The sequence below is a fragment of the Jatrophihabitans endophyticus genome, from assembly GCF_900129455.1.
Taxonomy (GTDB): Bacteria; Actinomycetota; Actinomycetes; order Mycobacteriales; family Jatrophihabitantaceae; genus Jatrophihabitans; species Jatrophihabitans endophyticus.
The window spans coordinates 778,752-791,650 of sequence record NZ_FQVU01000003.1 but is presented as its reverse complement, the minus strand read 5'-3'; the positions used below and the strand labels follow the sequence as shown (position 1 = coordinate 791,650).

The window sequence follows — 12,899 nt, the reverse complement described above, 5'->3', positions numbered from 1 at the left end:
CTGCCGTGGTCCCCCGCGGCGATCCGGCCGGCTCGTCCTCGACCGCTCGCGCGCCGAGAATCCCACCGGGGTGATTCGCCGACCTGACGGTAGGTCGGGCGGGGTGTCGCGGTCAATGCGACGCGCCGTGCCAACTAACCCTCATGTCGAGGTTGATGCCCGGTCATCCGCCCGAGGCGAAGTCCTCCGGTGTGATGGTGTCGAGGAACTCGCGGAACTTCTCCACCTCGTCCTCCTGCTCGTCGGGGATCTCGATGCCCGCGGCGTCGAGGACGGCATCGGAGCCGAGGATGGCCACGTCGCTGCGCAGCGCGAGGGCGATCGCGTCCGACGGGCGGGCGCTCACGGTGACGCCGCCGCTGAAGCGCAGCTCGGCGTAGTAGACGTCGTCGCGCATCTCGGTGATGTGGACGGCCTCCAGCCGTACGCCGAGGGCCTTGATGACGTCGCGCAGCAGGTCGTGGGTGAGCGGTCGCAGCGTCTGCACACCCTGCTGCTGGAAGGCGATGGCCGAGGCCTCGACGGCGCCGATCCAGATCGGCAGGTAGCGCACGCCGTCCTCCTCGCGGAGCAGGACGACCGGTTGGTTCGCGGGGAGCTCGACGCGGACGCCGACCACTCGCATCGGATGCACGATTCGACCTCCTGCCTCGGGCAACGCGACCACCGTCGACGCTACACGCTCGTCCGGTCGAGGGGTTCCCGGCGACACCGGTCGAGCGGGTCGACGACGTCGGCTCGACGCCGGCGGGACGCGCGGCGGCTAGCTGCCGCCGGTCACCTCACGCAGGCCGATCTGCACGAGCGCGGCGTGCAGGCGGACCGAGAGCGCGGCGAGCTCGCGCACGGTCTCCTCGGCGCGAGCCTTGGCCTCTCCCCCGCGCTGGCGACCCGTCGGGCCCACCACCTGGGCGAACAGCCCCACCTCGCGCTCGGCCGCGGTGCGGAACGCGCGCAGGTGACGGCCCTCGAGCCCGAAGTGGGCGAGATCGGCGACGATCTTGGCGACGGCGAGGGCGTCGTCGTCGTAGTGACCGCCGGGCTGACTCTTGATCAGACCGAATTGCTCGAGTTCGCGCAATTGCTCGGAACGCAGCCCGGCGGCGTTGAGCAGCTCCTCGCGCGACATCCGGATCGCGGCCGGGGCGGCGCGGAAGTGGTCGGCCGTGGGCGCGTTGTCGGCGATGGTGGCCAGCGCCACGTGCGCCGGGCGCGGGCTGTCGGTGGACGTCCCGGGCGGCACCAGCCCGCGGTCGATCGCGTCCAGCTGCTCCTTGATCACCCGCAGCGGCAGGTAGTGGTCACGCTGCTGGGACAGCACGTACCGCAGCCGCGCGACGTCACCGGCCGCGAACTTGCGGTAGCCCGAGGGCGTGCGCTGCGGCTGGACCAACCCCTCGGACTCGAGGAAGCGGATCTTGCTGATGGTGAGGTCGGGGAAGTCGACCTTGAGGCTCGCGAGGACGTCACCGATAGTGAGGGTCGCCGACTGGTTCGGGGACGTCCCCCCCGCGGCCGCACTCAGGGACGTCACGCGTTCGACGCCCCGACACCGGTGCGTACCGCCGCGGTCAGGTAGACGAGGCGGAACTTGCCGATCTGCACCTCGTCGCCGCCGGACAGCGGGGCGGCGTCGATGCGCTCGCGGTTCACGTAGCTGCCGTTCAGCGACCCGACGTCGTGGACGGTGTAGCCGCTGCCCTCCCGGCGGAACTCTGCGTGACGGCGGCTCACGGTGACATCGTCCAGGAAGATGTCGCTGTCGGGGTGGCGACCCGCCGAGGTGACGTCCTGGTCGAGCAGGAAACGGCTGCCCGCGTTGGGGCCGCGCTTCACGACCAGCAGCGCGGAACCCGGCGTCAACGCGTCGACGGCGCCCTGGTGCGGCTCGACGGAGAACTCCGAGTCGGTGTCGGGCAGGGACCCGGTCGTCGGGTTGATCGTCGAGGTGACGTCGGCGCCGCCGGAGGCAGCCGCAGGCAGCGCCGCGCCGCACTGGGCGCAGAAATGGCTACCGGGCTGGTTCTCGGTGCCGCAGGCGGTACAGAACACGCGTCCACCCTTCGTGTCTCGTGACGGTCGATCGCGGGGAACGCCGTTGCAGTGTCGGTGCGGAATACGGTGCGAAAGCGGTTGTGGGTCGGTTGTGGCTCGTGATGCGGGTCCGGACGTGGCCCGAGCCTAGGACTGCTCGCGCCGGAGGGTCAATCGAGGTGCGGGACGCCCGGGCGGGGTCGGCCACGACCACGACACCGGGTCGCGCCCGGCCGTCCGACCCGGCCGACGACCCGGCCGACGACCCGGCTCAGCCGGCCAGCGTGCCGTAGGCGGCGGCATCCAGCAGGTCGGCGAGCTCGGCGTCCTCGGAGACCTCGATCTCGAGGATCCACCCGTCGCCGTACGGGCTCGAGTTGATCAGCTCGGGCTGGTCGTCGAGCGCGTCGTTGCGCGCGGTGACCGAGCCCGACAGCGGTGCGTAGATGTCCGACACGCTCTTGGTCGACTCGATCTCGCCGACCGCCGCGCCCTTCTCGACGCTGGCGCCGATGTCGGGGAGGTTCACGTAGACGACGTCGCCCAGCGACTCCTGGGCGTAGTCGGTGACGCCGACGCGCACCGTCCGGGACCCGTCGGTGACCCGCACCCACTCGTGCTCGGCGGTGTACTTCAGGTCGTCGGGGACGTCGGACATGCGCGGCCTTTCCTCGGACGGTGCGGCGGACGGAGCACCACCGCGGGGGTGCGGCGGGCGGTCGTGCGACCAGCGGGACCGACCCTAACCGACGACGGTCGGGGCCGGTGACGGGACCGTCGACCCCGGCACCGCTACCGCGGTTTGGCGTGCGTCGGGACGGGCAGCGCCCGCGTCACCGTGATCGTCACCCGGGCGCGCTCGGCCACCGTCAGCTCGCCGCCGGCGGCGCGGACGGTGGCCGCGATGCCACCGGGGATGTTGAGCGCGGTGTCCAGGGTGGTCGCGTCGCCGATCGCGACCACGCGGTAGGGCGCGCGCAGCGTGATGCCGTCGACGGTCACGGGCTGCCCGCCGTCCCCACCGCCGAAGGCGGTCGTGGTGCTCACCCGGACGGTGCCGCCGGCCGCGCCGAACTCGATCGCCTCGGCGCCGGCGCCGCGGAGCTCCTGCACGACGTCGAGCAGGTCCTCGCCCGTCAACGTGGCCCGCGGGTCGGTGACGGCGACGACGACACCCGGCCCGGTCGCCGGCAGCGTGCCGAGCAGGACGCCCAGCGCCTGCGCCTCCTGTCGCGCCTGCTGCCGGGCCGCGGCCGAGCGGTCACCGCTGTCCTTGAGCCGGTTCAGCGTCTCCTGCAGCTCGGCGATCTGCCGACGCAACCGGTCGGCGCGGGCGTTCTGGTTGTCGAGGATGCCGATGAGGTCGTCCTCGCGCAGGCCGCTCAGGCTGTCCTCGCCGGAGTTCGCCTGCACCTGCACCGCGATGGCGAACCCGAGCACCAGCGTCAACACGCCGATGACCGCCGCCGACGCGTGCCGGTTGTGCCGCCAGCCCCGCCGCGGCCGCGGCCGGTCGCGCTCGACGGACTCGACGGACTCGACGGGCTCGGCCGGCTCGTCGGCGGGCTCGCCGGCCGTGGGGTCGTCGCTCATGCGCGGAACACGTGCCTGCGGATCGCGGCGGCGTTGCCGAAGATGCGGATGCCCAGGACGACCACCACGGCGGTCGACAGCTGCCCGCCGACGCCGAGCTTGTCGCCCAGGAAGACGATCAGCGCGGCGACCAGCACGTTGGAGATGAAGGACACCACGAAGACCTTGGCGTCGAAGATGCCGTCCAGGCGGGCCCGCACACCGCCGAACACGGCGTCGAGCGCGGCGACCACGGCGATCGGCAGGTAGGGCTCGAGCCACGATGGCACGGTGGGTCGGAAGATCAGCCCCAGCACGATGCCGACGACGAGCGCGAATGCAGCGATCATCGGCCACCCCGCCGCGACCCCGACGCCGATGCCGACGCCGAAGGGGACGGCGCGGGCGATGCGTAACGCGGCGTCACCGACGCGCTCCCCGGCAGGGAGATGTCGGACTCGTTGCGGAAGCGGAAGCCGATGCCCGACGCGCCGGCCAGGGTCTGGTACTTGCTCGCCGACGCGCTCTGCGCGAAGTCGGTCGCGAGCGTGTCGGCGTCGCCGATGGCCGAGATGCGGTACGGCGAGGTCAGCGGTTGGAAGTCGACCAGGACGGCCTCGCCGGCGAAGCGGATGGCGCTCGTCGGGGTCAGCCGGACGCCGTTCACCGCGATCGCCTCGGCACCGTCGCCCCAGAGCTCGTTGACCACGGCACGGATGTCACGGTCGGTGAGGATATGGGTGGCGGCGACGGGGACCGACCCGGCACGCCCGGGCGCGGACGACGCGCTCGGCGCGGGTGGCTCGGCGAGCGTCACGACCAGGCCGGGCCCGTGCACCGCCACCTGGCCGGCCTCGAGCTGCGCGCGCGACAGCGACCGGGCCAGGGCCCCGGTCGTCGGCAACGCGGCGGCCTGTTGCCGGTCCAGGTCGTCCTCGGTACGGGCGAGGTCCCCGGCGAGGGCGTCCGCGCCGTCCTGCGCGGCCCGGACCCGCTCGACGAGGCTGTCGTGCACGCGCTGGGCCGCCGGCGCCCCGCGATTGGTGTGCACGTAGGCGACGACGAGCAGGAACCCGACGAGCAGCGCGCCGACGGCCACGATCGGCACGTCCCACCGGCGCGTGGCGCCCGGTGGCCGGCGCCGGGCCGCCGCGGCGTAGCCGGGGTCGAGGGTGTTGTTCACCAGCTCGGCCAGCAGCCGGGTCGAGGCGAGGCGCCGGTCCGCGGGCGCATCCCCGGGATCGGCGGTCACGACGTCACCGTCCCGACGGGGACGGGGTGACGCAGCAACCCGGTGACCTGGCGCAGGTAGACCGCGCCCGCCCAGAGATACAGCGCCGTCCCCCACACCGTGAAGGCCCAGGCGGCGGCGCGGGCGACGTCGGCGACCCACCCGTCGTAGGTCCCGAGCAGCAGCAGCGGGAACGCGTACAGCAGGCAGAACGTCGCCGCCTTGCCGAGGTAGTGCACCTCCGGCGGCGCGTAACCCGCGCGTCGCAGCAGCGGCAGCGCGGCGCCGAGCACGACGTCGCGCCCGACGATCACGACCGCCAGCCACAGCGGGATGACGTCGCGCAGCACGAGCCCGGCCAGCGTCGCCAGGATGTAGAGCCGGTCGGCGGCGGGGTCGAGCAGGGCGCCGACGCGGCTCTGCTGGTGCAGCGCGCGGGCGAGGACGCCGTCGAGCCAGTCGGTGAAGCCGGACACCGCGAGGACGACCAGCGCCCACACGTCGGCGTGCGGGCCGAGCAGCAGGTAGAGGAACAGCGGGACGCCCAGCAGCCGCAGCACCGACAGCGCGTTGGGGATCGTCCAGACACGTTCGGTGGCGGCCGGGCCGGGGTCCGTCTCGCTCACCGGACCCCCTGCCCCGCGTTCGTGCCCGTTGTCGGGACGACAGGATTTGAACCTGCGACCCCTTGACCCCCAGTCAAGTGCGCTACCAAGCTGCGCCACGTCCCGCGACAGGTACACGATACCGGGACGGTTCGAACGCGATCAGCGGCCCCGCTTCTCGCGCACCCGCACCGAGATCTCGATCGGCGTGCCGGTGAAGTCGAAGTCCTCGCGCAGGCGGCGTTCGACGAAGCGTCGGTAGCCGGCCTCGAGGAAGCCGGTGGTGAACAGCACGAACCGCGGCGGGCGGGTGTCGGCCTGCGTCGCGAACAGCACCCGTGGCGACCGGCCGCCCCGCGCGGGCGGCGGCGTCTGCGCGACGACCTCGGTCAGCCAGCTGTTGAGCCGGCCGGTCGGGATCCGGCGGTCCCAGGACTCGAGGGAGGTGTGCAGCGCGCCCGCGAGCTTCTCGACCGCGCGGCCGGTCCGCGCCGACACGTTCACCCGCGGCGCCCAGCCGACCCGGGCGAGGTCGCGCTCGGCCTCCCGGCCGAGCTGCTCGCGCCGGTCGTCGTCCACGAGGTCCCACTTGTTGAACGCGAGGACGAGCGCGCGACCGGCGTCGACGACCTCGGCGATCACGCGCTGGTCCTGCTCGGTGAGCCGCTCGGCGGCGTCGAGCAGCACCACCGCGACCTCGGCCGCCTCGATGGCCGCGGCGGTGCGCAGGCTGGCGTAGTACTCCATGCCGCTGGCCTGGTTGACCCGGCGACGCAGCCCGGCGGTGTCGACGAAGCGCCAGGTGTCGCCACCCAGGTCGACGAGGCTGTCGACCGGGTCGACGGTCGTCCCGGCGACGGAGTCGACCACCGAGCGGTCCTCGCCGGTGAGCTTGTTGAGCAGGCTGGACTTGCCGACGTTGGGGCGCCCCACGAGCGCGACGCGCCGCGGGCCGCCGTGCCGTTCGGTCTCCCGCGGCGCCTCGGGCAGGACGTCGAGCAGCACGTCGAGCAGGTCGCCGCTGCCACGACCGTGCAGGCCGCTGACCGGGTGCGGCTCCCCCAGCCCCAGCGACCACAACTCGGCGGTGTCGGGCTCGAAGCGCTCGTCGTCGATCTTGGTGGCGACGAGGACGACGGGCCGCGAGCCCCGGCGCAGCGTCCGGGCGACGGTCAGGTCGGTCTCGGTGGCCCCGGTGCGGCCGTCCACCACGAACAGCACGGCGTCGGCGGTCGTCACCGCCCGTTCGGCCTGCGCGGACACCATGGCCTGCAACCCGCTCGCGTCGGGTTCCCATCCGCCGGTGTCGACCAGGGTGAAGCGACGTCCGTTCCACAGCGCGTCGTAGGCGATGCGGTCGCGCGTGACGCCGGGCACGTCCTGCACGACCGCCTCGCGCCGGCCCAGGATGCGGTTCACGAGCGTCGACTTGCCGACGTTGGGACGGCCGACCACGGCGACCACCGGGGCGGCGAGCACGTCCTCCTCCTCGGCGGCAGCGCCGGGGGTCTCGCGGTCGACGACGTCCTCGGGCTCGCTCATGCCCTCCATTGTGCTGCGCCCCGTGGCGCGGGAGGTCAGCGGTCGGCGGCCACGGTGAGCTCGTGCAGCCGGTCGACGACCTGGTCGACGTCGAGCTCGGTGGTGTCGAGCTCGACGGCGTCGGCGGCCTGCGCCAGCGGTGAGGCCGCCCGGGTGCTGTCGAGCCCGTCGCGTCGCGCGATGTCGCCGGCGACCGACTGCACGTCGGCGCCCAGCTCGCCGGCCCGGCGCCGCGCCCGCGCCTCCGGGCTGGCGGTCAGGTACACCTTCGGCGCGGCGGTCGGCCACACCACCGAGCCGATGTCGCGTCCCTCGACCACGATGCCGCCGTCGCCGATCAGCTCGCGCTGCGCGTCGACGAGCAGCGCCCGGACCGCCGGGACGGCCGACACGGCCGACACGGCGGCGGTCGTCTCGGCGCTGCGGATCTCGGCGTCGACGGGGTCGCCGTCGAGGCGGACCGAGGCCTGCTCGGGATCGGTGGAGATCCGGATCTCGGCGTCCTCGACGACCTTGGTGACGGCCACCCCGTCGTCGAGGGCGACGCCGGCTCGCAACGCGGCCACGGTCGCGGCGCGGTACATGGCCCCGGTGTCGAGGTACCGCGCGCCGAGGCGCGTGGCGAGCCGGCGCGCGACCGTCGACTTGCCCGTCCCCGAGGGGCCGTCGAGGGCGACGACGCCGGTGAACGCTTCGGGCTGGGCTTCGCTACTCACGGCGGTCAGGATACGGACCCGGACCGGCCGGCTCCTCCACCAGGCGGTGCAGGCCGGCGAGCTCGTCACGGCCCAGTGCGCGGAACGTCCCCGGTCGCTGGCCGCCGAGACGCACCGGGCCGATCGCCGTCCGCACGAGCCGCTGGACGGGGTGCCCGACGTGGTCGAGCATCCGCCGCACGATCCGGTTGCGCCCCTCGTGCAGGACGATCTCGACGATGGCGCGCCCGCCCTCGCTCTGCACCACCCGGAACGTGTCGGCGACGGCGCGGCCGTCGTCCAGCTCCACGCCGGCGAGCAGCGCCCGGCCCACCCCCTTGCCGACCGGGCCGGGGACGGTCGCCAGGTAGGTCTTGCGCACCCCGAACGACGGGTGCATCAGCCGGTGCCCGAGGTCGCCGTCGTTGGTGAGCAGCAGCAGCCCCTCGGTGTCGGCGTCCAACCGCCCGACGTGGAAGAGCCCTTCCCGCTCGATGTCGGGATGGTCGGCCAGCAGATCGCCGACACTGGGACGGCCCCGCTCGTCGCTCATCGTGCTCACCACGCCGCGTGGCTTGTTCAGCGCGAGGTGGACGAGGTCCGCACGCACGACCACCCGGTCACCGTCGACGTGGATCACCGCCGTGCCCGGGTGGACGCGCGCCCCCAGCTCGGCGACCTCGCCGTCGACGGTCACGCGACCGGCCGCGATCAGCTCCTCGCTGCGACGGCGCGAGCCGATGCCGGCGGCGGCCAGCACCTTCTGCAGCCGCACACCCTCCGGCTCCGCCGGACCACCCGGCTGCTCAGCCGTCATCGTCGCCGTCGCTGTCGGTGTCGGTGTCGCTGTCGGTGACGGCGTCCAGACCCGGCCCGGCGATCCCGTCCGCGCCGTCGAGCCCACCCGAGACGTCGATCCCGTCGATCCCGTCGATCCCGTCGAGGGCAGCGAGGTCGGGCAGCAGCGGCGCCAGCGAGGGCAGTTCGGCCAGCGAGCGCAGCCCCATCCGCTCCAGGAAGAGCTCGGTGGTGCGGAACAGCCCGCCGCCGGTCTCGGGATCGGTGCCGACCTCCACGACGAGGCCGCGCGCGAGCAGGGTGCGCACGACGCCGTCGACGTTCACACCGCGGATCGCCGACACCCGCGCGCGGGTCACCGGCTGGCGGTAGGCGATGACGGCGAGGGTCTCCAGCGCGGCCTGGCTGAGCCGGCTGCGTTGCCCGTCGCGCAGGAAGTGCTCGACGACGTCGGCGTGCTCGGCGCGGGTGAACAGCCGCACGCCGCCGGCGACGTCACGCAGCTCCATGCCCGCGTTGCGCTCGTCGTAGCCGGCGCGCAGCTCGGCGAGCACCCCCTGCACGGCGTCGGTCGTCTGCTCCAGGGTCGCCGCGAGCGACGCCACGCTCACCGGTGCCTCCACGACGAACAGCACCGCCTCGACGGCGGCGCGCAGCTCCCCGGGTTCGGCGAGCCGGGCGGCCAGCACGCCCGGGAGCCGGCCGCCGTCGGTGCCGGTGTCCTCGGCAGCGGCACCGACGGCGACGCCGACGGGGCCATCGACGGGCACCTCGATCTCGGCCGCCACGACGTCGGCCTCGGCGGCGACGCTGATCGCGTCGAGCGGGTCGCCGAGGGGGCGCTCCTCGCGGTCGCCGGCGGCGGCCGGGTCGGCCGCGGTGCTCGGATGGGGGTCGGTCACGAATACTCCTCGTCCGCGGACGTGTTCTCGGGCGCGTCGGCCTCCGTCGCGCCGCCCGTCCACCGCACCCGCAGCTCGGTCAGCGCCTCCACCTGGTCGAAGGCGACCGAGCCCTCGCGGTAGAGCTCGAGCAGCCCCAGGAAGCGGGCCACGACCTCGAGGGTGATGCTGCAGTCGGCGACGAGCGAGCGGAAGGTCGCCGAGCCCTGTCGGCGCAGCCGGTCGCGCAGGATGCCCATGTGCTCGGCGACGCTGACGGGCGGCGCGTGGACGTGGTCGGTGCCCACCATCGGCACCGGTTTGGGCGCCAGCGCCCCGGCGGCGATGATGGCGAACCGCTGCGGGCTCACCCCGATCAGGACCTCGGGCAGCAGCTCGGCGAAGCGCGGCTCCAGTTCGACGGCCCGGCCGTGCCGCCGCGACTGCCGCTGCTCGAGCTCCTGCAGGTGGGCGGCGGCGAGCTTGTACGCGCGGTACTGCAGCAGCCGGGCGAAGAGGAGGTCGCGCGCCTCGAGCAGTGCGAGGTCCTCCTCGTCCTCCACCTCGGCCGCCGGCAGCAGCCGGGCGGCCTTGAGGTCGAGCAGGGTGGCCGCGACGACGAGGAACTCGGTCGCCTTGCCGAGGTCCCAGGTGTCCATCCCGGCCAGGTAGCTGATGAACTCGTCGGTCACCTGCGACAGCGCGACCTCGGTGACGTCGAGCTGGCGACGGCTGATCAGGCTGAGCAGCAGGTCGAACGGCCCCTCGAAGTTCTCCAGCCGCACCCGGAACGCGCCGTCGTCGGGCGCGCCCGTCGCCTCCGCGCCCAGGTCGGCGAGATCGACGTCCTCGGCGTCCAGCGGCAGGATCGTGGGATCGGCCGCGACGTCGGCGAGGGTCGTCGCCTCCCCCGGGCCGCCGGACGCCGTCCCGGTCTCGTTCGGGGTGCCGGCGGCGTTCGGGGTGTCGGTCCTGGTGTCGCTCATGAGCGAGCGATGACCTCGCGGGCGAGATGCCGGTAGGCCTTGGCCCCGGCCGACGACGGCGCCCAGGACGTGATGGGCTCGCCGGCGACCGTCGTCTCGGGGAAGCGCACCGTGCGGGTGATGACGGTGTCGTAGACCTTGTCACCGAAGGCGTCGAGCACCCGCTGGAAGACCTCGCGACCGTGCAGCGTCCGCCCGTCGTACATCGTGGCGAGGATGCCGTCGAGCTGCAGCTGCGGGTTGAGCCGGTCCTGCACCTTGCCGATGGTGTCGATCAGCAGCGCGACGCCGCGCAGGCTGAAGAACTCGCACTCGAGCGGGATGATCACGCCCTGCGACGCGGTGAGGGCGTTGACGGTGAGCAGCCCGAGCGACGGCTGGCAGTCGATGAGCACGAAGTCGTACTCGGGCAGGACCGGGGCGAGCGCGCGGGCCAGCGTCTGCTCGCGCCCCACCTCGGTGACGAGCTGGATCTCGGCCGCCGAGAGGTCGATGTTGCTGGGCAGCAGGTCGATGCCGGGCACCGCGGTCTTGCGGCGCACCTCGTCGATGGACACGCCCCGCTCCATGAGCAGGTTGTAGCTGGTGCGCTCGAGCTGGTGCGGTTGGACGCCCAGCCCCACCGAGAGCGCGCCCTGCGGGTCGAAGTCCACGAGCAGCACCCGGCGGCCGAGCTCGGCGAGCGCGGCGCCGAGGTTGATGGCCGACGTCGTCTTGCCGACGCCGCCCTTCTGATTGCACAGCGCGATGACGCGGGCGGGGCCGTGCTTGTCGAGCGGCGGCGGCTCGGGGACGTCGCGCTTCGCGCGGGCGACGGCGGGGTCGACGGCCTTGACGCGCTCCACGGCGAACAGGGCGTCCGACGCAGCGGTGGGCTCGGCCGCACCCGGCGTCGAATCGGTCACTGCCGCGTGCCCCCTGTTCCGGCTCGTCCGAGGTCGGACGCCGACGCTACACCGGCCGGCACCGCGCCCTGCAGGTCAGCTGGTCGCCGCGCGTCCCGCCCGCGGATGCGCGCTCGCATACACCTCGCGCAGCGTGTCCACGGTGACCAGGGTGTAGATCTGCGTCGTCGTCACCGAGGCGTGGCCGAGCAGTTCCTGCACCACGCGGACGTCGGCCCCGCCCTCCATCAGGTGCGTCGCGAACGAGTGCCGCAGCGTGTGCGGCGAGATCTCCACGGTGAGGCCCGCACGCTCGGCGGCGGTCCGCAGGACGACCCAGGCCGACTGCCGCGACAGCGGGCCGCCGCGCGAGTTGAGGAAGACCTTGGGAGTGCCGCGACCGGCCTCGGCGAGGACGGGACGCGCCTGCACGAGGTAGGTCGACAGCGCCTTGGCCGCGTAGGACCCGACGGGGACGCGACGGTGCTTGCCGCCCTTGCCGCGCAGCAGCACGGTGTCGTCCACGAGATCGAGGTCGTCGACGTCGAGGCCGACGGCCTCGGAGATGCGGGCGCCGGTGCCGTACAGCAGCTCCAGCAGCGCGCGGTCGCGGTAGGCGAGGGTGGTGCGGGCGTAGCCGGCGGCCTCGAGCACCCGCTCGACGTCGTCCAGCGCGATCGCCTTCGGCAGCCGGCGAGGCGGCGCGGCGGGACGCACCTCGCGGGCGACGTCCACCTCGACGAGACCGTCGCGCAGCGCGAAACGGTGCAGGCCCCGCACCGCCACGACCGCCCGGGCCGCCGACGAGGCCGACAGCGGCGGGTGGTCGTCGTCGCCCTCGCGCAGGTGGGGCAGGAAACCGCCGACCAGCGCCGCGTCGACGTCACCGATCGCGGTCACCCCACGGCCGGTCAGGTAGTCGACGTAGCGGGCGAGGTCGCGCCGGTACGAGCTCAACGTGTTCGCGGCCACGCCGCGCTCCACCGCGAGGTGGTCGAGGTAGCTGCGCACCAGCGTCGCCGGCGCCGAACGCGACGCCGTCCCCAGCACCATCAGCGCTGCCCGACCCGGCCCGGCCACGGCGCGTCGGCCGGGCGCAGGTCGCGCCATTCCGTCGCGCGACCGTGCACCGCGGCGAGCAGTCCCGCGACCGCGATGGCGTTGGTGATGCCGCCCGAGAGCACCCGGTGGATCGCCTCGGCCAGCGGCTCGCGCGAGACCGTCATCGCGGCCTCCTCGTGCTCGGGCCGGAACCCGCCGGTGTCGGCGGCGGACAGCCCGCGGGCCAGGAACACCCGAACCGCCTCGTTCGTCATGCCCGGCGAGGTCTGCAGGTCCAGCAGCACGTGCCAGTCCCGGGCGGCGAGCCCGGCCTCCTCGACCAGTTCGCGCTGCGCGGCGGCGAGCGCCGGCTCGCCTGCGACGTCGAGCAGCCCGGCGGGCAGTTCGTCCAGCCGCGCCCGCACCGGGTGGCGGTACTGATTTACGAGTACCACCCGGTTCTCCTCGTCCAGCGCGACGACGGCGACCGCGCCCGGGTGCTCGACCAGCTCACGCCGGGCGGTCGTGCCGTCGCTCATCCGCACGTCGTCCAGCCGGACGGTCAGCACCCGGCCGCGGAACAGCACCTCGGACGACAGCAGCTCGTAGTCGTCGAGCTCCCCCATGCGC

At 73.8% G+C, this 12,899-nt stretch carries 16 protein-coding genes and 1 tRNA gene; all 17 read right to left on the bottom strand.

Annotation, left to right across the window (positions count from 1 at the left end):
• Positions 1–163: 163 nt before the first annotated feature.
• Positions 164–634: a bifunctional nuclease family protein gene (locus BUE29_RS13925; RefSeq protein ID WP_143168172.1), complete on the bottom strand. Its 471-nt coding sequence runs from the start codon at positions 632–634 to the stop codon at positions 164–166.
• Positions 635–763: 129 nt separating this feature from the next.
• Positions 764–1,534, bottom strand: coding sequence for a transcriptional regulator FtsR (gene ftsR / locus BUE29_RS13920; protein ID WP_200800187.1), 771 nt, complete (start codon positions 1,532–1,534; stop codon positions 764–766).
• Positions 1,531–2,052, bottom strand: coding sequence for an oxoglutarate dehydrogenase inhibitor Odhl (gene odhI / locus BUE29_RS13915; RefSeq protein ID WP_073390883.1), 522 nt, complete (start codon positions 2,050–2,052; stop codon positions 1,531–1,533). Before odhI ends, ftsR begins: the two co-directional genes overlap by 4 nt.
• Positions 2,053–2,305: 253 nt before the next feature.
• Positions 2,306–2,692, bottom strand: a complete 387-nt coding sequence (gene gcvH / locus BUE29_RS13910; protein ID WP_073390882.1) for a glycine cleavage system protein GcvH — start codon at positions 2,690–2,692, stop codon at positions 2,306–2,308.
• 134 nt (positions 2,693–2,826) lie between these two features.
• On the bottom strand, positions 2,827–3,627 hold the full coding sequence (locus BUE29_RS13905; RefSeq protein ID WP_073390881.1) for a DUF881 domain-containing protein: 801 nt from the start codon (positions 3,625–3,627) through the stop codon (positions 2,827–2,829).
• Positions 3,624–3,956 (bottom strand): small basic family protein, encoded by a 333-nt coding sequence (locus BUE29_RS13900; protein WP_073390880.1) that lies wholly within the window; start codon positions 3,954–3,956, stop codon positions 3,624–3,626. The genes BUE29_RS13905 and BUE29_RS13900 overlap by 4 nt, the downstream gene beginning before the upstream one ends.
• Positions 3,953–4,858, bottom strand: a complete 906-nt coding sequence (locus tag BUE29_RS13895; RefSeq protein WP_073390879.1) for a DUF881 domain-containing protein — start codon at positions 4,856–4,858, stop codon at positions 3,953–3,955. The genes BUE29_RS13900 and BUE29_RS13895 overlap by 4 nt, the downstream gene beginning before the upstream one ends.
• Positions 4,855–5,463, bottom strand: a complete 609-nt coding sequence (locus tag BUE29_RS13890; protein WP_073390878.1) for a cardiolipin synthase ClsA — start codon at positions 5,461–5,463, stop codon at positions 4,855–4,857. The genes BUE29_RS13895 and BUE29_RS13890 overlap by 4 nt, the downstream gene beginning before the upstream one ends.
• A gap of 31 nt (positions 5,464–5,494) precedes the next feature.
• Positions 5,495–5,568: transfer RNA gene (locus tag BUE29_RS13885), tRNA-Pro, on the bottom strand.
• 36 nt (positions 5,569–5,604) lie between these two features.
• Complete coding sequence (der, locus tag BUE29_RS13880; protein WP_073391176.1) at positions 5,605–6,984, bottom strand: ribosome biogenesis GTPase Der; 1,380 nt, start codon at positions 6,982–6,984, stop codon at positions 5,605–5,607.
• A 35-nt stretch (positions 6,985–7,019) separates the two neighbouring features.
• A complete protein-coding gene (gene cmk / locus BUE29_RS13875) occupies positions 7,020–7,700 on the bottom strand; it encodes a (d)CMP kinase (RefSeq protein ID WP_073390877.1) in 681 nt (226 codons plus the stop codon).
• Positions 7,693–8,496 carry a pseudouridine synthase gene (locus BUE29_RS13870; RefSeq protein WP_073390876.1) on the bottom strand — a complete coding sequence of 268 codons (804 nt, stop codon included), beginning with the start codon at positions 8,494–8,496 and terminating at the stop codon, positions 7,693–7,695. Before BUE29_RS13870 ends, cmk begins: the two co-directional genes overlap by 8 nt.
• Positions 8,486–9,379: an SMC-Scp complex subunit ScpB gene (gene scpB, locus BUE29_RS13865; protein ID WP_073390875.1), complete on the bottom strand. Its 894-nt coding sequence runs from the start codon at positions 9,377–9,379 to the stop codon at positions 8,486–8,488. The genes BUE29_RS13870 and scpB overlap by 11 nt, the downstream gene beginning before the upstream one ends.
• Positions 9,376–10,344, bottom strand: a complete 969-nt coding sequence (locus tag BUE29_RS13860) for a segregation and condensation protein A (protein ID WP_073390874.1) — start codon at positions 10,342–10,344, stop codon at positions 9,376–9,378. The genes scpB and BUE29_RS13860 overlap by 4 nt, the downstream gene beginning before the upstream one ends.
• Positions 10,341–11,198 carry a ParA family protein gene (locus tag BUE29_RS13855; protein ID WP_407657331.1) on the bottom strand — a complete coding sequence of 286 codons (858 nt, stop codon included), beginning with the start codon at positions 11,196–11,198 and terminating at the stop codon, positions 10,341–10,343. Before BUE29_RS13855 ends, BUE29_RS13860 begins: the two co-directional genes overlap by 4 nt.
• A gap of 126 nt (positions 11,199–11,324) precedes the next feature.
• Positions 11,325–12,281, bottom strand: coding sequence for a site-specific tyrosine recombinase XerD (locus tag BUE29_RS13850; protein ID WP_073391175.1), 957 nt, complete (start codon positions 12,279–12,281; stop codon positions 11,325–11,327).
• Positions 12,281–12,895 carry an NUDIX domain-containing protein gene (locus BUE29_RS13845; protein ID WP_073390873.1) on the bottom strand — a complete coding sequence of 205 codons (615 nt, stop codon included), beginning with the start codon at positions 12,893–12,895 and terminating at the stop codon, positions 12,281–12,283. Before BUE29_RS13845 ends, BUE29_RS13850 begins: the two co-directional genes overlap by 1 nt.
• Positions 12,896–12,899: the final 4 nt, after the last annotated feature.

Coding starts and splice junctions, on each gene's coding strand:
- BUE29_RS13850 (WP_073391175.1), bottom strand. CDS start 12,281: ATGGTGCTGGGGACGGCGTCGCGTTCGGCGCCGGCGACGCTGGTGCGC.
- BUE29_RS13905 (WP_073390881.1), bottom strand. CDS start 3,627: ATGAGCGACGACCCCACGGCCGGCGAGCCCGCCGACGAGCCGGCCGAG.
- der (WP_073391176.1), bottom strand. CDS start 6,984: ATGAGCGAGCCCGAGGACGTCGTCGACCGCGAGACCCCCGGCGCTGCC.
- BUE29_RS13900 (WP_073390880.1), bottom strand. CDS start 3,956: ATGATCGCTGCATTCGCGCTCGTCGTCGGCATCGTGCTGGGGCTGATC.
- gcvH (WP_073390882.1), bottom strand. CDS start 2,692: ATGTCCGACGTCCCCGACGACCTGAAGTACACCGCCGAGCACGAGTGG.
- BUE29_RS13860 (WP_073390874.1), bottom strand. CDS start 10,344: ATGAGCGACACCAGGACCGACACCCCGAACGCCGCCGGCACCCCGAAC.
- BUE29_RS13870 (WP_073390876.1), bottom strand. CDS start 8,496: ATGACGGCTGAGCAGCCGGGTGGTCCGGCGGAGCCGGAGGGTGTGCGG.
- BUE29_RS13845 (WP_073390873.1), bottom strand. CDS start 12,895: ATGGGGGAGCTCGACGACTACGAGCTGCTGTCGTCCGAGGTGCTGTTC.